The organism is Mesoplasma seiffertii ATCC 49495, from assembly GCF_000518725.1.
In the GTDB taxonomy this organism is placed as follows: Bacteria; Bacillota_I; Bacilli_A; order Mycoplasmatales; family Mycoplasmataceae; genus Tullyiplasma; species Tullyiplasma seiffertii.
The window spans coordinates 132,799-152,859 of sequence record NZ_KI912485.1 but is presented as its reverse complement, the minus strand read 5'-3'; the positions used below and the strand labels follow the sequence as shown (position 1 = coordinate 152,859).

16 protein-coding genes are annotated in these 20,061 nt (G+C 29.6%); 2 read left to right on the top strand and 14 right to left on the bottom strand.

Annotated features, from left to right (window positions below):
* Positions 1 to 2: 2 nt before the first annotated feature.
* From L872_RS0102075 to holA, 3 genes are all read right to left on the bottom strand, one after another.
* Positions 3 to 794: an MIP/aquaporin family protein gene (locus L872_RS0102075; protein WP_027063223.1), complete on the bottom strand. Its 792-nt coding sequence runs from the start codon at positions 792 to 794 to the stop codon at positions 3 to 5.
* Positions 795 to 917: 123 nt separating this feature from the next.
* A complete protein-coding gene (locus L872_RS0102070) occupies positions 918 to 2,345 on the bottom strand; it encodes a hypothetical protein (RefSeq protein ID WP_027063222.1) in 1,428 nt (475 codons plus the stop codon).
* Positions 2,346 to 2,350: 5 nt separating this feature from the next.
* Positions 2,351 to 3,310 carry a DNA polymerase III subunit delta gene (gene holA / locus L872_RS0102065; protein ID WP_027063221.1) on the bottom strand — a complete coding sequence of 320 codons (960 nt, stop codon included), beginning with the start codon at positions 3,308 to 3,310 and terminating at the stop codon, positions 2,351 to 2,353.
* A gap of 148 nt (positions 3,311 to 3,458) precedes the next feature.
* Here holA and rpsT point away from each other — a divergent pair, with 148 nt between their 5' ends.
* The gene (gene rpsT / locus L872_RS0102060) at positions 3,459 to 3,704 is read left to right on the top strand and encodes a 30S ribosomal protein S20 (protein ID WP_027063220.1); all 246 of its coding nucleotides are present in this window, start codon (positions 3,459 to 3,461) and stop codon (positions 3,702 to 3,704) included.
* Between the two features lie 58 nt (positions 3,705 to 3,762).
* Here rpsT and L872_RS0102055 read toward each other — a convergent pair whose 3' ends face one another.
* From L872_RS0102055 to L872_RS0102010, 9 genes are all read right to left on the bottom strand, one after another.
* Positions 3,763 to 5,811 (bottom strand): ComEC/Rec2 family competence protein, encoded by a 2,049-nt coding sequence (locus L872_RS0102055; protein ID WP_156923094.1) that lies wholly within the window; start codon positions 5,809 to 5,811, stop codon positions 3,763 to 3,765.
* A 43-nt stretch (positions 5,812 to 5,854) separates the two neighbouring features.
* Positions 5,855 to 8,476 (bottom strand): valine--tRNA ligase, encoded by a 2,622-nt coding sequence (locus L872_RS0102050; RefSeq protein WP_027063218.1) that lies wholly within the window; start codon positions 8,474 to 8,476, stop codon positions 5,855 to 5,857.
* Positions 8,477 to 9,398: 922 nt separating this feature from the next.
* A complete protein-coding gene (locus tag L872_RS0102040; protein ID WP_169729894.1) occupies positions 9,399 to 10,100 on the bottom strand; it encodes an ATP-binding cassette domain-containing protein in 702 nt (233 codons plus the stop codon).
* Between the two features lie 168 nt (positions 10,101 to 10,268).
* Positions 10,269 to 11,072 carry a hypothetical protein gene (locus L872_RS0102035; RefSeq protein WP_027063215.1) on the bottom strand — a complete coding sequence of 268 codons (804 nt, stop codon included), beginning with the start codon at positions 11,070 to 11,072 and terminating at the stop codon, positions 10,269 to 10,271.
* 277 nt (positions 11,073 to 11,349) lie between these two features.
* Complete coding sequence (locus tag L872_RS0102030) at positions 11,350 to 14,259, bottom strand: cation-translocating P-type ATPase (RefSeq protein ID WP_027063214.1); 2,910 nt, start codon at positions 14,257 to 14,259, stop codon at positions 11,350 to 11,352.
* A gap of 20 nt (positions 14,260 to 14,279) precedes the next feature.
* Positions 14,280 to 14,867 carry a ribosome biogenesis GTP-binding protein YihA/YsxC gene (yihA, locus tag L872_RS0102025; RefSeq protein ID WP_027063213.1) on the bottom strand — a complete coding sequence of 196 codons (588 nt, stop codon included), beginning with the start codon at positions 14,865 to 14,867 and terminating at the stop codon, positions 14,280 to 14,282.
* A 9-nt stretch (positions 14,868 to 14,876) separates the two neighbouring features.
* A complete protein-coding gene (locus L872_RS0102020) occupies positions 14,877 to 15,452 on the bottom strand; it encodes a hypothetical protein (protein WP_027063212.1) in 576 nt (191 codons plus the stop codon).
* Positions 15,439 to 16,101: a hypothetical protein gene (locus L872_RS0102015; RefSeq protein ID WP_027063211.1), complete on the bottom strand. Its 663-nt coding sequence runs from the start codon at positions 16,099 to 16,101 to the stop codon at positions 15,439 to 15,441. The genes L872_RS0102020 and L872_RS0102015 overlap by 14 nt, the downstream gene beginning before the upstream one ends.
* 15 nt (positions 16,102 to 16,116) lie before the next feature.
* Positions 16,117 to 16,815, bottom strand: a complete 699-nt coding sequence (locus L872_RS0102010) for a hypothetical protein (protein WP_027063210.1) — start codon at positions 16,813 to 16,815, stop codon at positions 16,117 to 16,119.
* 86 nt (positions 16,816 to 16,901) lie between these two features.
* On the opposite strand from L872_RS0102010, the gene L872_RS0102005 reads away from it, so the two are divergent.
* Positions 16,902 to 17,597 (top strand): hypothetical protein, encoded by a 696-nt coding sequence (locus L872_RS0102005; RefSeq protein ID WP_027063209.1) that lies wholly within the window; start codon positions 16,902 to 16,904, stop codon positions 17,595 to 17,597.
* A 35-nt stretch (positions 17,598 to 17,632) separates the two neighbouring features.
* Here the strand turns inward: L872_RS0102005 and L872_RS04900 are convergent, their stop codons facing one another.
* Positions 17,633 to 18,160: a lipoprotein gene (locus L872_RS04900; RefSeq protein WP_051418428.1), complete on the bottom strand. Its 528-nt coding sequence runs from the start codon at positions 18,158 to 18,160 to the stop codon at positions 17,633 to 17,635.
* A gap of 179 nt (positions 18,161 to 18,339) precedes the next feature.
* Positions 18,340 to 20,061 carry an aspartate--tRNA ligase gene (aspS, locus tag L872_RS0101995; RefSeq protein WP_027063208.1) on the bottom strand — a complete coding sequence of 574 codons (1,722 nt, stop codon included), beginning with the start codon at positions 20,059 to 20,061 and terminating at the stop codon, positions 18,340 to 18,342.

Sequence of the window (20,061 nt, the reverse complement as noted above, 5' to 3'; positions counted from 1 at the left end):
TTTTACATTGCTAGTCAAATTAATCCAGCTGCTGCGCCTCCTACAAGTGGTGCTGCTACAGGAATTCATGCATATTCTCAGTCGCTTTGACCTTTATTTTTAATTGGCATTAATGCATGAACAATTCTTGGTCCTAAATCACGTGCTGGGTTAATTGCGTATCCTGTGGTTCCTCCAAGTGATAAACCAATAGAGATTACGACAATTCCAACAATTACTGGTCCAAGTCCTCCGATTATATCTTTATTTAAAGCACTAAATTTTGGAAGTGCTAAAATTGCGAATATCAAAATAAATGTTCCCACAAACTCCATTGCAAAGTTTGCTACTATAGATTTTGTTGTTGCTCCAGTTGCGTGCATTCCTAAAACGTTTCCTTTTGCAACAGTAAAATCTTCTTTTCCTTTAAGTGTCAATTCGATGTGTTTGTAATATAGTAAATCAATAATAATTTGTCCAACAGCAGCTCCAATAAGTTGAATTATTAAAACTCCAATAAATAATCCAACTTGAGCTCCTGCTGAATCAACCATTCCTCAAGTTCCTTTTCAATCAGCAATTGATGCTCCTACCATTACAGCAGGATTTAGTCATCCCTTACCGCCAATAAATGCAGATGAAATTAATGCAGCAACGGTTACTGCAAACCCTCATCCAAATGTAATTGATAATCATCCGGCATTATTGCCTTTTGTGCCTTTTAAGACAACATTGGCAACAATTCCGTTACCTAAAATGATTAACAAGGCTGTTCCAAAAAATTCGGTTAATAATAAAACAGATCATTGTGTCATAATTTACTCCTTCTATCTTTCGACACCTTCATTATACTCTTTAATCTTTTGAAAATAGATTACAAAAATGTTTTACGAACTTATTTGTTTTGAAAACAAAAAAAACAGTCCTAAGACTGTTAATTAAAATTGTTCTTCTTCTTTATCAAACAATGTTGGATCCATTTCATATTTTTGACCTTGCATTGCTGCCATTACAGCTTTTTGATATTCGTTGTTAGCACGCATAATTTTTTCACGATCAACTCTAGGATTGATAATTAATAATGCAACTCCAAATGTAACTGTCATCACAATCACTACTAGTGCCACAATTGCCATCGCACTAACTGTTGAGAATTTTGAACCATTTAACTCAACTAGTTTTGCTCAAAATAGTTTGAAAGTTTCAATTGTAACTGGATTTGATAATTTTTCTGTTTCCTTGTCATAGTTCATATACATATTTTTAAAGAAGCTTCATCATAATGATTCAAAGTTTCCTACAGATACAAAACGGTAAATTGAAAAAATTGAAAACCCATAAGCAATTATTAAAAAGACAACTGTAAATGTTCCTACACGGTATTTAATTTTTGCTGGTTGTACTGTTTTACCATTAACACGCATTTTCTTATTAATATCTAGTCATAAGTACAGCGGTGGCAAAATATAAAAGAAATACGAAATTCAATTTACAGGTTGATTAGCAACACTTAGTGGCAAGTTACCAATTCCCACAAGTTGATAGGTCGATGTCCCTGGTAAATGGTAATATAATTTTCCTGGTGTAGTTAAATTTTTAAAAATATTATTAATCTCAGTATCACCAATTTCAGCTTTAAATGAAACTACTAATGACATTGTAATAATTAATAATACTGCAGCAATTGATGAAACAACCGCCAAAATTATCTTCATTATTGGCATATACTTATTTTTACGATCAAATGCATAAAAATAAGGATTTTGCATTGGGTGAATTGGTAAGCCACCAACTGGACCACCAAAATTATTTTGATTAAATCCTTGTTGGTTAAAACCTTGATTGAATCCTTGATTTGGATTTGCTCCAATGCCTCCACCAAAAGCAATATTTTCTGGATTAACCTTTTCAACTTCAGGTTGTTCTTGTGCTTGCTTTGTCTTTTCAGCTTCTTCAAAGCTTTCTAGTTTTTCTTTGGATAACTTTGCATTTGCAAGGACAGTTTCTTGAGAAATTGCTACCATTTGATCTAAAAGTTCTTTATGTTCAACTTCATAAGTTTTTCCAACATAAGAAATAAATTCAGAATATTGAGCATAAATTAAATCAATATCCGCATTCTCAATTTTTTCTAAACGAATTTTTTCAGCAGTTAATTTAACAATTGCTTTTCCAAAAACAGTTGATCATTTAACTTCTTGATATTCTTGTTCAAAATCTTTTTCCAATGTTAATAACGCATTTACTTGTTTTAAAAAGTTACTTCTAAATTCGCTATTTTTAATTAAAAAGTATCGTAGCTTTTCATTTTTAATAATATTACTTAATAAGAAAATAATACTTTCATATACTTTATTAGATTTCATAAATCCTATACCTCTTGTTTCATATTTTTTACAAATTCATATTCTGGTAAAATCGTAACTTCAAATTTTCCATTAAGAATACTTTTGTGGATTTTATATAACATTTCTATTTTATCATTTAATTGCCCAATATTACTACTATTATTTGATATCGCCAATTTTACTCTATAAGGATGCGCATTTAAAATTGTGGCAACTTCTTCATTAGTTTTATGAGCTGATTTTAAAATTTTCACATCTCGAATAAAACTAACATTAGCGGCAATCAACCCAATCAATCCAAACAAATCATCATTTAGTAATAAGTATTGTTTATAAAGTTTTAAAAAGTTATTGATATCGTTTTTAATAAAGCAGTTAGAAATCTCAAAAATATCATTCTCTAAATAACGAGTTAACGTATTTTTAATAATTTCGACTGTTAAAGGTTGAGATATATTTACTAATTTATTAAGTTCATTATTAATAACTTGCATATCATTTGGTAATGCTTGACAAATATATGTAGCAAGATTTTGATCTAAATTAACATTAGCTTTAGCAAAAAAAGTTTTAATGTATTTTATTATCGTTTCATCACTCATTAATTCTAGCTTTTCAACTTTCATTAACTGATTAACCAATTTAGCAATTTTTAGTTTTTTAGAAAACTTATCACTATTTAGGGTAAATATTAAAATAGTCTCGGGATTAGCATTCTTTAGCATTGTCTCAAACTTTTCAAGATTAAAACTTTTATGTAACGCAACTTTTTCTTCATTAACAAACCAGCAATCCTTAATAACAATAATTTTCTTAGTTTCGAACAAAGAAAAAGTATTAATGTTATCTCAAATTTGATTAAAATCATCTTCAATTAAAGAAAATTTTAAAATCTCATAGTCATTATTTTGATTAACAGCTTTTATTAATTTATTAGTTGCCTTTGTTAACAAAAAGTAATCAAGCGAGTATAAAAAGTTCATTTGCCATCCTCACCTTCTTATATATAATTTTACTACTAATATTTTATTTTTATTATAGGCAAAAGTTTATTTTTTAACTATCATAATAATTGTTTTTTTGCTATACTTTATATTGTATTGACAAGTTATAAATAAAGGAGTTGAAAATATGGCAAACATCAAATCACAAAAAAAACGTGTGTTAACTAACGAAAAATCTCGTTCAGCAAACAAAGCATTTAAATCAGAAATTAAAACTGCAATTAAAAAAGTTTCTGCTGCGAAAGCTGAAAATGCAGATAACGTAAATGAGTTAATTACTCACGCAGTTAGTTTAATTGATAAAGGGGTTAAAAAAGGAATCCTAAAAATGAATAAAGCTGCAAGAGAAAAATCTCGTTTAATGAGTGCTTAATTTCAATTAATCAATTATTAAAATAATCTTAAAACACCATTTGGTGTTTTTTTTATTTTTATAAAGTTTGAATGTATCCTGAATTTAATGCTATCCGAATATTATTTACTCCAGCAGTAACATAGTAAGAAATTCTTAAAAAATTTAACGTTGATATTGTTTGTTGATCAGGAAACCTTAAACGTTGGTAAACCATTCCACTAATTAAGGCAATCTTGGGGTTTACTAACTTGATAAATTCATATGATGACGAAGTTTTTGAACCATGATGAGGAATCTGCAAAATGTCAACAGGTCGTTGTTTAAGATAATTTACAAAGTTTAGATTTTCTATGAAATAAGTTTCACTTGCCTTTTCAATATCACCAGTAAATAATAGTCGAACCTTATTTACATCTACAAAAATAGTTAAAGATTTATTATTCTCACTTTTAGCAACTGGATTGCTAAAAACTCGAATTGTTACATTTTTAAAAGTTAACTCTTCAATGGTAGTATCCCGATAGTAAATTGCTTTAATTTGAAAATTGCGTTGCAAATTTTCAAGAGCGTTAAAATGATCTTGATGATTGTGTGATATAAAAATAGCATCAACTTTATTAACTCCTAAATACCTTAGATACTGAGTAGGAATTTGGGTACTAAATCCTTTACCGACTCCACAATCAAACAAAATGGTAAGGTTTTTATATTTATTAAAATAAACGAACGAGTTACCATTTCCAACATTGAGCATTTCTAAATGATGTTGAGGTTTGAGCAATCAGTTAAGCAAATAGATGCTTATAACCAATGCTAGTCAAAAGAAGTGATGTTTTCATTTTCAATGATAACTAAATCATATTAACAAAACTAAATAAATTAAAATAACTCCGTATAAATTTTGATAGCCTAAGTTAAATGAATAACTTAATCATTTTACTATTTTAAATAAATGAACTAATCAAATTGATAGGTAGTTTAATCATTGTTGATTATTCCCACAAATAACTATAACGGTAGTCAATAAATTTGTAGTTAATAAAATGGGTACCAGAATAAAGTCCCAAATTGGAGCGGTTAGATTAATTTGATAGTCATAGTAAATTTTTAAAGGTATTAAGAAAACTCCTATAAGCATAAGTTTTGATGATTGTTGGTTAAATAATTTAATAAACAAATAGCATATTACAAAATATAAAAATCCCCTACTTCCAACATAACTGGGAAATATTAAACAAGGCACTCAAAAACTAGCAAAGTTGCTTCAGGATTTAAGTTTTGGTTGATTTTTCAAAGTTGCCTTAATTAAAAATCGCATTAAAAGTCATGAACAATTTAAAAAATATCATCAAATTCAAAATAAACCGAACATTAAGTTTAATGCTTTTTTGTGCTTGCTAATAAAGCCAATCTTGCTAAATAAGGTTCAAAGACCTCAAATGCTTAAACTATTAAAGTTGAGTAAATAACCAACGTTTAAGTGCTCAAGTTGCTTTTGAAAAGTCTGACTTTTATCTCTAATGTTAAATAGAAATACCTGCACAAGCTCATGATTAGCAAAGTTGAAAACTTTTTCATAAAAGTAATACCGCAAATAATGTCAACTTTGATTTGTCAACTGCACATCCTTTAACTGCTTAAATACTCTTTGGTCATTAAGATAGTTATCAAAAGGAAAAACAAAATAGTGGCTTTTGGTAAGTGCTTCAACTTTAGCATTAATAATAACTCGCTGATCTAAAAGCAGTTTAAGTTGAAAGTTCGAAAGATAGTATTTTTGATGGTTAATTTTAATAATTGCATAACTTGGTTTAGCTTCAATTACGGTTCCTTGTTGATTAGCAATTGTTGTTAGATTTGTATTTCGATTGAGCATAACTCAGGCAATTAAAAAGCCAACAACTATAAAATTAAGACTAAGAGTTCGTATTCACTTTTGTGGGTTAACATAAATGCTTCCACTAATACAAACAATTAACAGCCCTCCAATTCAGTAGTTTTGAGTTTTAACCATCATATTCATTAAAACAAGAGTTGTTAAAACTAAGTAACTCTCCAAATTAGGAACTACCAAGCGGTACTCATAAGTATTTTTAAGTGTAAACGCGATTTTGATTATTTTCACCCCTAAAGGATTAGCATAAAAAAAGCAAAGTTAGTAACTTTGCTTATTGAAGTGTATTTAGTTTATCTACAATTGCTGCTAATTGCTCTTTATAAGTCGCATACTTAGCTTTTTCAGCTTCAATCTTATCTTGACTTGCTCTACTAATGAAATTCTCATTTCCTAACATTTTTTCAGAGCGAGAAATTTCATTTAGCAACATTGTTTGACGATCAATTAACTCTTGAATCAACTCTTCTTTATTAATAAAACTATCATTAGCAATCTCTAAGAAATATTCTTCAACCGCAATCGCAGTTAAGTCATCACTCGCAATTTCATTAACAATTTCAGCATTAACAAATGCTTTAACAAATTCATTAATCTCATTAATAAAGGTATTAAATAATTCTTGATTTGAAGAGTTCAAGTTATTTAATTTAAACTGTAATGGTAAAGAATTTTTAAGATTATTTTTGCTTCTAAATTCTCGTACAACAGTGATAATATTGACAACTTGATTAATATATTCTGTACTAAATTTAAAGCTGTCAATGTCTCAATTTTCTTCCATAATTGATGACCTTAAATTTAGGTTCAAATAAATTTCTTCAGTCATAAATGGTGCAAATGGATGCAACATAATTAAAATGTTTTTCAAAACATAAAATAATGTTTGTTGAGTTGAATCACGAACCTCAGTTTCACTTGAATTCAAATTAACTTTAGCAAATTCAATATATCATGAACAATACTTGGTTCAAACAAACTCATAAATTAATTTTCCTGCAATTGCAAATTCGTATTTTTCAATTAGGATTTGAACTTGTTGTTCTACTTGACTTAACTCATTTAAAATTCACTTATCTGTGATTGAAAGATGTTTAGTAAAATCTTTGTTTGGTACAAAGTTATCATCTAAATTCATTAACACATAACGCGAAGCATTTCATAATTTATTCATGAAGTTTCATGCGCTACGAACTTTTTCAGTTGAGTATTTGATATCTTGACCTGGGGTTGAATTTGTTAATAAGAAAAATCTTAAACTATCAACTCCGTATTCAGCAATAACATCCATTGGATCAATTCCATTACCTAATGATTTTGACATTTTACGACCTTGTTCATCACGAACAAGTCCGTGAATTAACACATCATTAAACGGTTTTGAATCAGTAAATTCTTGAGTTTGAAAAATCATTCGTGCTACTCAAAAGAAAATAATATCATATCCAGTTACTAATACATTAACTGGGAAATATGTTTTATAGTAGTCCGATTCAAAACTTTCTCCACGCATTAATGTTGCAAATGGTCATAACCCTGATGAAAATCATGTATCCAAAACATCTTCATCTTGAATTCAATTTTCTAAATCACTTGGAGCACTTTCTCCAACATACAATTCATTTGTATCTTTATGATATCAAGCCGGAATTCTATGTCCTCATCATAGTTGACGTGAGATACATCAATCGTGAGCATTTTGCATTCATTTTTCTAAAACATCAGCAAAACGTTCAGGAAAAAACTTAATTGCTTCAGGGCTATTTTGTAATTCCAAAATCATAGCTGAAAATTTTTCCATTTTAACAAACCATTGATCTGATAAATAAGGTTCTACCACCGCATTTGAGCGTTCAGAAAATCCTACTTGATGAGTAATTTCTTCTGCTTTAATAAAAGTATTTGCTTGAGTTGTTAATTCAATAATTTTTTGACGGGCAACGAATCGGTCCAATCCTTGGTAGTCTTTGCCCCCTAGTTCATTAATTGTTCCATCTTCATTCATACACAATGGTTTTGCCAATTTGTGACGTTCTCCAATTTCAAAGTCATTAGGATCATGAGCAGGAGTACACTTCATAACCCCAGTTCCAAAATCAACTTCTACATAATCATCGGCAATTACGGGAATTACTTGACCATTAACTGGATTGATAACATTCTTACCAATATATTGTAAATAGCGTTCGTCTGTCGGATTAACCACAACACATTGATCAGCAAACATTGTTTCGGGACGAGTTGTTGCTACTTCCAAATAATGGGCAGAATCAACAAGTTGATATTTAAAATGATACATTGATCCAACAACTTCAGAATAAATTACTTCAACATTAGAAATTGCTGTTTTTTGTTGTGGGTCTCAGTTAACAATTCTTTTTCCACGATAAATTAGTCCTTTATTATAAAAGTTAATAAAGATTTGTTTAACTAGTTGATTTACATCATCATCTAAAGTGAATTTTTCAACACTATAATCTAAAGCTAATCCTAATTTCGCTCATTGTTGACGAATTACTGCAGCATACTCTGCTTTTCATTTTCAAGCTTCTTCTAAAAATCGTTCACGCCCTAAATCAAAGCGACTAATTCCTTGTTCACGAAGTTTGGCTTCAACCTTAACTTGAGTACTAATTCCTGAATGATCCATTCCCGGAACAAATAACACATCAAATCCAGTTAGCTTTTTAAATCTAATAACTGCGTCTTGTAAACTTCCATCTCAAGCATGACCAATGTGTAATTTACCAGTAACATTCGGAGGTGGCAGAATAATTGAAAATTTAGACTTAGCAGAGTTGGGATTAGCTTTAAAGCGATTATCATTAACTCATTGCTGATACTTACCTTCTTCTACTTCTCCAGGATTATATTTTGGTGCTAATTCCTTATTAATTTTCATACTGTCTCCTTATATTCAATAATATAATTTTACAATAGATTTCTGTTGTACGATAGACTTTTCCTAAATATGTCTATTAAAAAGTAGTGGTCAGTTATTGCTAATGTTTAAAAAGTTTTCTTGGAGTAAGTATTATTAATCATTAGTCATTTATCTGTGCTGAAAAATACCAGAGTTGCTAAGCCTATTAGTACATAAGCAAAATTTATTAAATAGACCCATCAATACGTTATCCCAAATAAACTTAAGTGCTGCGGAATTGCAAAAAATAAGTTGAATCCGGGAATTAAAACCAGTCCATAACAAATTGCTTGCAACTCAGAAAAACTACTATATAAATACAATCAAATCCAAAATAGCAAAATACAAGAGATCAAAAGGTAATGTTGAAGTGATGGGTTTTTGCCAACTCTAAAACTAAAGTAAAATCCGAAAGCAAAAATTCATAGTGAAATAATTGGTACTCCAAAGAAGTAAATTCCGATGAATATTGTCTTCACATACAAGGTCTCGTTTAAAAGAGATCCCTCAGTTTTTCAGACTACTACTGCAATAAGAAACGAAATAAATGATGAAATCAAAATTGCTATTGAGTAGAATAAAAAAGTTCCCAAAAAGTAGTTTTGTTTAGAAAAGTTATTAACAAAAAAGTTCTTTATAAATCCTTGTTTCAAATCCTTATGCATTTTTTTGGATATAACAATTGCCAAAAGTGCTATTGCCGATACTTTTATAAGAATTCCGTAGTTCACAAATATTGTGTTTGATATATTACCCCCACTAAATATAAAACCAATAGGACCAAGTGTAATTAGAGGTATCACTATTCCAAAAGTTATAAGAAAAGCTAAACTCCTTGCCACCGAGTTAAAAGAAACTTTAAAAGTTCTAATAATTATTAGTCCAGTTTGTCTCATTACAACTTCTCCTCTTCTAATGCTTCATCTAAGAACTTAACTTTTTCCAGCAAGGTTTGTCTTTTGTAATCGACTGTTCCATTCAATTTAAAGTCAGCTTTTATTTTTCCATTCTCTAAAAAGATCACTCTACTACAGAAATTGGTGATATCTTCAATATCATGAGAGATAATGAAAACAGTTTTTCCAAGTTCGACTATTTTAGCAATTACTTTTCGAATTTTTCTTCTTCATAGTAAATCAATTCCGGTCATAACTTCATCCAGTATTAAAATAGAAAACGGTTTGACTAATGTGACAACGAATCTAAATCGTTGCTTTTGTCCAAAACTTAATTCATTAAAACGTTTGCTTTTAAATTCAAACAAACCAAACTCCAGTAAAAGTTCATCAATATCAACATCACTATTATTGGCACTTTTAAAAAAGTTCAAGGTTTCTTTAATTGTTATCTCATCAAAATGACTATCTTGAAAAATTGCAGATATTTTAAAATCATTTTCCTTATTAACAAAATTTAAGGTTCCTTGTTGAGGTCTGAGATTGCCAACTAAAATATCAATTAAAGTTGTCTTACCACTACCATTTTCTCCGATTAAGGCAATAACTTCTCCTTGTTCAACTTCCAAATGAGAAATGTTTAGTTCAAACTTGCTGGGTGCTTTACCAACAATATAGAAAATATTTTTTAGTGTAATCATAGACATTTGATATTAGCTCCGTTTCTTTTAAATTATAGTTCGCGATTTTTAAAAAATCTTTAATCTTAAAACCTATTTCTGGTTTCGGAACTATAAATATTTAAATAAAAAGCACTAACATTTAATAGTGCTTAAAACTATTAAATTCTCATTTCTACTAAAGAAATCTTAACCAGCATTGCTTGGTTGTTGCTTTAGTTTAAACTGTTCATCAAGTTCATTATTATTTGGATTTTGCTTAGTAGTTAATAGCATATAGACAAAATTATCAATTAAGATTTTTGGAAGCGCATCAATTGTTTTCTCTATACCATCATGGAGCACAACAACTTTTCATTTTCAAGGAATCCGATTAATAAAAAGTTCATAGTCTTTTATGTACCTTAAAAAAATTTTATATTGTTGATATGAAGAAAAGTTTTGCTGATAGCTTTTCTTGATCTTTTTATAATAGCGTTTTTGATTAAACTGCATTGGGTGATTATGAACTGATATTTTATCATTTTGGCGTATTCTAAATTGTTGATATTTTTCAACTTTACTTTTCTTTAAAAGAACGTTATCAAAAAAATTAGTTGCTTCTTGTGGAGTAAAAAACTTTTCTTTATTAACTTTACGAGAAAAGTTGTATCAATCATAACTTAGCACTAAAAGCGCTAGCACTAGACTTATAATCATCATTAAAAAATATGTTTTGTAATAATAATCCTCACTATAAAAAATTGCCGTGAACATTATAAAAACGACAATATCCAAGAAAACAGCTTCATAATAAAATAGGTATATCCTATATCTTTCGTCTTTTAGTAAAATAGGCAAAGTGTCACTTTCAAATTCCTTGCCAAAAGTTTCAATAAGATTATCAACCTTAATCGAAAAAAATCAGTAAGATATTTTATAAATCAATAAGTGTCCCACAGCAGCAGAAAATACAAATATACCAATTAGTCATCAATATACTTCACTATTCAAAATTTTACCTCCTTGGATTTTGCCACATCTCTTACATTTTAAGAACTGTCTTTTACAGATAACTTATCAAATATGAAGAGTCATTCTAATAGCACTTATCATATTAAAAGTGTTCCTTTCCTTACTAATATAACATTATTAAAAGTAACACCAAAAACTAAAAAAGATTATGAAACCTTTTTGTATAACTTCTGGGTTATTTATCTATTGCTTATAACTTTAATAAAAAAACAAGCCTTTAAGGCTTGTTATGATTTGACAAGTAGTTTTAAAATAACTACTTTTTATTTTGTTTATTTCTTTTAGCCTGAGCTATTTCTTCTTTACGATCTGCTTCTAACATTTTTGAAACTAACTCACGATTTGTTTGTCATGATTTAGGAGCTAAATGATAAGAATAAAAGACAATTGCATCAGTCAATAAAATTCCTAGTGGAGCAATCAATGCCATTCCAAAGGCAGCAAAGATTACTCATATATTTTGAAGATTTCATCCTTGTAGTTCATGGCCATTAATTTCTTTAGTGCCATAATGAACTAAACCAAAAATATTGTCATTAATTCCCGGAACAAAAGTTACAATAATTCCCAAACCTAAAGCAATTAGTGAAGCATATACTAAAGGTAACGATACTGATCAATTAACTTTACGATTTGCTTGTCAATTTGATAACTTAATTAAATGAGCAAATAGCAATGGCGATGACACAGTAGTGATAAACATAGCTGTTCGACCAAATGAAATGAACTGAGTTTTATCTAATAATGATAAATTTGTTCATTCTTGACCTGTTGCAAATTTATATCATGAGATTCCTTCAATATCAGTTCATTGTGAAACATCAACTGCTTGCATTCCTACAAAGAAAGCTAGAATTGAAGCAGCTCCTGAAAATAGTCCAATTTTAAGAATTGGCAACAGTGAACCTTTTAACAATCCGTTCTTTCCAAATTTTGGTGGTAGCAGCATTAAAGTATCATCTAATGGCCCCATTCCAATTGCAATTGCTAAACATGATTCAACAATTAAGTTAATGAATAAAATATTGGTTGCTTCTAATGGTGATACATGGAACATCATTGAGATAACAAAGATTGAAATAACGTTAGCCAAGTTAAATCCCATTAATAAAACAATCGCACGTTTAATTTTTTGATAAACGTTACGTCCTTCATTAACACCTTTCATAATTGTGGCAAAGTTATCATCAGTTAGAATAACATCCGCTGCTTGTTTAGCCACATCCGTTCCGGTAATTCCCATCGCAACTCCAATATCGGCTTTGCTTAAACTTGGTGCGTCGTTAACACCATCTCCAGTCATTGAGACAATGTTTCCTTTTTGTTGTAAGGCATTAACGATACGAACTTTATGGTCAGGGTTAACACGAGCAAAAACTTTAATATTATCAATTACACGAAGTAGTTCTTCTTCACTATAACGTTCTAGTACTTCTGAAGACATAACTTCATGTGGTGTATATGCTAGATCTAAATCACGAGCAATTGCTAAAGCAGTAATGGCATGGTCTCCTGTAATCATTACAACACGGATTCCAGCAGCATGCGCTTCTTCAATTGCTTGAACAGCTTCAACTCTAACAGGGTCAATCATTGCGACTGCTCCAACAAAAATTAAGTCAGCTTCATAGTTAGCTTTAATTTGATTAATATCATCACTATAAGCAAAAGCTAAAACTCTTAAAGCATCATCACTTAAAGTTGTTGATGCTTTAAAAATTTCATGACGGTGTTCGTCTGTTAATTCGATAATTTGATCATTTAACACAATGCGAGAACACACTTTTAGCAATTGATCAATTGCTCCTTTAGTAAAGGTAACTTGGTGATTATCAATTTGATTAACAGTCGTCATTAATTTACGTTCACTATCAAATGGTATTTCATCAGTTCGGATTCATAGCTCACGTGATTTTTGTTCGTCAATCCCCATTAACTCAGCATAGTCAACTAAAGCTAACTCTGTTGGATCTCCAATTCGCTCAGTTCCTTCAGTCACTGAATCGTTTGGTAAAACTAAACTTTTTAAAAATAAATCTTTTTGTAATGAACTTGGCAATTTAATATATGCCTTTTGTGAAATAATTTTGTTATTAACAATAATTTTTTGAACTGTCATTTTGTTTTGTGTTAATGTTCCAGTTTTATCTGTACAAATTACATTAACTGAACCTAAAGTTTCAACTGAAGCCAATTTTTTAACAATCACATTTTCCTTAGCCATACGTTTTGTTGAAAATGACAAAGTAATTGATACAACTGCTGCCAATGATTCAGGAATAACTCCGATTGCTAAAGTAATCGCTACCATTAAGTAGTTGGCTCAAGATCCACGATCACCTGTAAATAACATCGCAGTGAAAATTGTTACTCCAACAAATGCTGCAGCACATGAAATTCAATAACTAAATGATGTTAATTTTTTTTCTAATGGTGTATGTTCTTCTTCATTACTATTAACAGCTGCAGCAATTTTTCCAATTTCACTATTAATTGCTGTTGCGATAACAACTCCAACTCCTCTTCCGGCAGTTGTAAATGTTGACATAAAGGCAATATTAGTTTTCTCTGCTAGGATAACTGTTGGATTAATCTTATTAGCATGTTTATCAACTGGAACTGATTCTCCAGTTAAAATTGATTCATCAATCATAAAGTCTGATGCTTTGATGATTCTTAATTCAGCTGGAACATATTTTCCTGCTTCTAAAACCACAATATCTCCTACAACCAATTCAGCTGCATCAACTTCTTTTTGTTGACCATCACGAATCACAACAGCACGAGGTTTTGATAATGCCTTCAAGGCATCTACTGATTTTCGTGCTTTAACTGTTTGGACGGTTTCTAAAATTGCATCAATAATAACAATTGCGATAATAACAGTAAAGTCAATAAAATCATGAAAACTCATATGTCCTGTATTATTTGCTACTAAAGGAGCCACAACAGAAATAATCGCTGCAATAATTAAGATAATTTGTAGCGGTTCAATAAATGCTAACAAAAATGTTTTATATCATGGAGTAACTTTTCCAGCTGGTAACTCATTTCTACCTTCAATTAAAAGTTTTTGCTCTACTTGCTCTTGGGTTAATCCCTTTTTAAAATCAGTTTGCAGGTCTTTTTCAATCTCTGCTAACTTCTTCGATTCATAATTTTCCATTTAAATATTTCCTTTATAATTTAATTTTCTATAATTTTAACAAATTCTACTCAAGCATCTTGGATATTTGTCTTATTTAAGTTCGAAACTTTTAAAAAAGCATCTTGCTCATAAAAATTTAAAGTTTCCTTTATTAGTTTTTCATTTTTACTAATTTCATTTCGCTTAAGTTTATCTAGTTTAGTTCCAATCATTAATACCGGAATTTCACATTGTTTTAAGAAATCATACATTGCTTTATCATCGCCAGTTGGTTTATGGCGAAGATCAACTAACATACATACACCCTTAAGATTGTCACGATTCATTAAGTAATCTTCCATCATTTCTCCAAACTTAATTTTCATTTTAATATTAATTTTGGCATAACCATAACCAGGCGCATCCACAATGCGGAAATAACCTTTATTGATGTCAAAAAAATTTAGCAATCGAGTTTTACCTGGTGTATTAGCAACTTTTGCTATTTTGTTTTGATTCGCAATTGAATTAATGAAACTTGATTTTCCAACATTGCTTCGACCGACAAAACAAATTTCCGGAATGTCATCTTCAATTCAACCACTTCGATCGGCTGCTGATTTTATAAATACTGCTTGTTTAATCATAATATTCCCCTATTCAAACGCTGTGCTGATTTCTAATGCTTTAAAAAAGTCTTTTAATTCTCAATGATAACGAAGTTTCATTTGTAAAACAAGACCTTCATTTTCATCATCATAATAATTGATAAAAATTTTGCGACGCTTTAAGTCATTAGTAACAGACAAAATTGCTGTATAGTTAATTACTTCATTTAAAAACGCTAACTTATGATTTTTGACAACCACAATTGCTGATTCAGCAGCTTTCAAAATTCAAACATCAAAAATAAAAGCACTAATTACATAAACTAAAAATAATCCAATTCCTATACCATAAATAACTCCTCGAGTTTCAGTTGTTACAACAAAGAATAATGCGAATGTAATCATTGCCAAGGCAAATATTAATGGCATAATCAAATAAATTCACAAATTGATTATTAACAACAAGCGCTTGTTTTCATAAATCAAAACTTCCTGAGTTTTAAACTTATTTAATTGTCTCAATTTTTTAATGACTTCGATAATTAAATATACGTTTAGCAAAAAAATAATAATTGATAAAGTTGCCAGAGTCGGCAAGAATATAAGTGATTTAGTTGTCAACATTGATACCTCCTTGTGAATGCAGTGTCTTTTTAATTTGATTAATAATTAGTGTTACTTGAGGGTTATCAGAAATAACCTTATACAAAGCCTTTTGAGTATGAATAATATATCCTGGATAGTAACGACCATTATTATAAATTACAGCAATATAGGCTTTAACAATGTCTGAAACGACAATTTGCTCATATACTCCATTTTGATCAAAGATTATTCGTTTATTAGTAACATACATTATTTTTTGTTCTGCTTGTGCAGTTTTTTTTCTAAATCCAAAAAGTTTATAATCTGATTTAAAACTCATAAATTCAGCATCATCATAATAACTTTCAATTTGATCGTATTTTCCAAAACCATATTTATTAAGTTCTTTTAAATCTCGATGTTTTTGATCGGTAACATAACTTAGATTTTCCTCAACAAAGTAAAGTTCTTCGCCTGCAGGTAATTCAAACTTTGATGATATTGGTGTGAGTAGTGATAAGTTTAATCAATTCAGTTTTTCAGTTTTTCAGTAATTGTGATATTCCTGAGCAGCTTGACGATATGGTTGATGACTCTTTTGATATTTTAAAGCCAATAACCCTGAAATTAATAACCCCACAAAGTATAAACAACCACAAACAATTAAAGCTACATATTTAGTTTCCATTGTAAATCCTAACAACTACTCTTCGTCTTCAAAACTATCTTGTTCTCAAAAAGTAATAACTGTAAATAACCCTTCTAAATTATTTAAACGCTTTCACATTGTTAAGTAACTAGAATTATTTGAAACCGGATTTGCCAAGGCAAATAATTCCATTAATACTCCATTACCTTCTTTAAGATCATCAAAATCTTGTTCCTTAGAAAGAATGTTCAAAACTTTTTTAAACTCTTCTTGATATTGAATTGTTGATAAATCATTCAATATCTCTTGATACTCGTGATTTGCAAATTGCGTTAGCAATGTTTTATATTCAGCAACTAAATTTTCTTCATTATTTTCAAAAATTCCATCCTCCAATTTTGTTTCAATTGTTCCGGCAATTTGCATTAACAATGCTGTTTCTTTTAGGTTAGTAGCAATACTATTTGCTAAATATAAATATGATAATAATTTTGCTTGATCAGCATCAACAATTTTAAAAATTGTTTGTTCTAATACCGGAGTTAAATTAACCAATTCAGCTACTACTTTTTCAAATTCTTCAATTGCTTCTAGTTCATTGAATTGATCAAGAATTTTAGTTAGTTCTTTAACTGGCTGTTGTTCTTGTTGTAACTCATCTTCTAAAAATTCTAAATTCGTAATAATTAATCCTAATGCTGGTTCAAAAAAACCTAATTCCAATTCTTGATTTGCTTGCTTTTCTTTGCTCATAATAACACCTCTATTTAATATAAATTATACCTTATATACATTAATAGTTTATTTTTTATATAATCAAATAGTTGAAAGGAGTCTATATGATTGAAATATATAAATTAAAGGAATTAAATACTTTAGATCTTAAACAACTAACCTATGTGACTCCATGGTGAGAAAAAACTGTCAATCGAAGTTTAAAAAAGAATAAGCAATGAATTGAAAAGTTTAATTTAAACCCAAATGATTTTATTCCTTTTGATAAGATTGGCGAAACCAATTATTCAAAATTGTTTGCAGCTAGCAATAATTATTTGAACTTTTTTAAACCTAAGTTAAAACAATTCGTTAGTGATGAACGCTTATTTAAAAAGTTTGATCAAATGATTACTGACTACATGACTTTAAATGGTTTTTGTTGAGGGATTCAAACTATTATTGATTACTATCTTTTTTTAGAAAATAACGACATTGAAAGTAAACGCTTATGTGCCATTAAACTTGGTAATCAAGTTATCAATAAAAAATATCAACGCTTTAAAAATGAAGTCTACAAAGTTATTAAAGAACATGACATTTTAGATGAAATTTTTTCAAATGAAGTGCACTTAGACACCCAGTTATTTGAGTCAAAAATAATTATTTTAACTCTAGCCAAATTTAGTACTAAACTGTTAAAGGCTAAAAAAATAGCTAAAGAAACTCATCTTCAGCTAACTTATCTTTGTTATCTACAATTGGGGTTTAATCAAGCTTACAATTGAATTTATTCTGGCTTAATAAATCAACTATATTAAAAAAAATCCTCGTTTGAGGATTTTTTTAAAAGTTTTTAACCTTTTTTAGTAAATGTTAATTCTAAGTTAGCTAATGCTTCATAACCTTGTTCAACTACGAAAGAAATGATAATTTTGTTAGCATCTTTAGTATCTTTTTCAACTTTTATAGAAGTTACTCCTGTTGGCAATTTAACCGCTTTGATTTTAACAATTGCTTCATCGATTGTAGCTTCTTCACCTTTAGCAATTTTTTCTACTGCTGTTTTAAATTCTTTTAAGTCTACTTGTTTAATATCAGGTGACTCATTGAAAGCTTTCATTGCTCCAACAATTTTAACATAAGCATCTGGTGCTTCTTCTTCTTTAGTAACTTTTTTTACTTCTTCAATTGCTTTTGTTAAAGCAGCAAAAGCTTCTTTAGATTTTTTACCTTGTTGCATTTTTTCTGCTTTTGCAATTTGAGTTTTTAATGCTTGTAAGTTAGGTGTCTTACATACATCTTTTCCTTTACAAGCTACAACAGCTGAACCAGCTGTTGCAGTTAAACCTACTGCTCCTAAAACTGTAAGTAATTTTTTCATAATAGTTTTCTCCTTTTATTATATTTGTTGTATATAACACTTATATAATTACATTTTGAAAGACTCTATAAAATAAATTAACTTGCTATTGGTTCATGAAAGCAATAAAAAAATTGGTTTCCTAATTCTAAAAAGAATTTTTGACCAATTGATTATTTTGTTATTTTATCTATACTATTTTATACAGTTTTAATAAAAAGTTCTTTTAACTGTTTTTCTTCAACAAAGTCTGGAGCGTTATTCATTGGATCAACTCCTGATGAATTTTTAGGAAAGGCAATCACATCACGAATTGACTCCGCGTTTGACATGATCATCGCTCAACGATCAATTCCTAAACCCATTCCAGCATGATACGGCGCTCCATATTTATAAGCGTTCATGAATCATCCAAAGTTACGTTCAACAGTTTCAGCAGTTAGTTCAACTGCATCAAACATACGTTGTTGAATTACCGGATCAGTAATTCTTTGTGATCCAGAACCAATTTCGTATCCATTAATTACTAAGTCATAAGCATAAGCAATTGCTTCGGCTTTATTAGTATCAAAATCTGCCAGTGAACAATCTTTTGGCATTGTAAATGGATGGTGTGCTGCTTCAAAACGCTGTTCTTCTTCGCTTCACTCAAACAATGGAAAATCCGTAACCCATAATGGTTTGCAATCATTTGGGTCCGCTAAATTAAACATTTTTGCAAGTTGAATTCTCAAAGCTCCCATTGCTTGAGAAACTACATTATACGGCGCTGTTTGAACCAACAATGTTCCTTGAGACTTAATCGCAAATTTATCTAATAACATTGCTTTTTCTTTTTCATTTAGTTGACTTGCAATTGAACCTGATCAAGTTCCATTTTCAACTTTTGCAAATCCAAAACCATTAATCCCATTTTGTTTTGCAGTTTCAACTAATTCTTCTAACTGTTTCTTACCAACTAATTGGTCAATCATAATTCCTCGAATTGACATTGTTGAACCAGCTAACATTTTGACTTCCGTATTTGCAAAAACTTCTTCTAAGTCGTGAATTTTTAAATCATATCTTAAATCTGGTTTATCGATACCATAATTTTTGATAGCTTCCTTATATGGCATTCTTAATAACGGTTCGGTTATTTTAATACCTTTAAATTCAACCAAAGAATTTTTTACTAATTCTTCAACAAGCAACATCACATCTTCTCCAGTTGCAAAACTCATTTCTAAATCTAGTTGAGTAAATTCTGGTTGACGGTCAATTCGTAAATCTTCATCTCTAAAACATCTAGCAATTTGATAATAACGATCAATTCCCGATATCATTAATAATTGTTTATACAATTGTGGTGATTGTGGTAAGGCATAAAATTTATTTTTATTTAAACGTGATGGTACTAAAAAATCTCGAGCCCCTTCAGGTGTTGATTTTCCAAAATAAGGAGTTTCAACTTCTAAGAAATTATGATTTTCCAAAGTTGTTCTAAAAATTGAATTTAACTTTGCTCGAGTTTTAAGATGGTGTTGCATTGACGAACGTCTCAAATCTAAATAGCGGTATGTTAAACGAGTATCTTCCAGTGCTTCACTATGATCTTCAATTTGAAACGGCACTAAGTCAGCTTTATTAATAATTTGAATGGCTGTCACTTTAATTTCAATTTCTCCAGTTGGTAAATCTAAATTTTTTGACTTACGTTCAACTACAATTCCGCTAACTTCAATAACGTACTCTGTTTTGATAGTTTGCATCAGGTCACCATGACTCTCATCAATAATTAATTGTGTTACTCCGTAAAAGTCACGTAAATCTATAAAGTTCATAGCTCCCATTTTACGAATTTTCTTAACTCATCCTTGTAAAAGAACTGTTTGTCCAACATTGCTAAGATTTAGTTGACCACAGTGGTGTGTTCGTTTCAT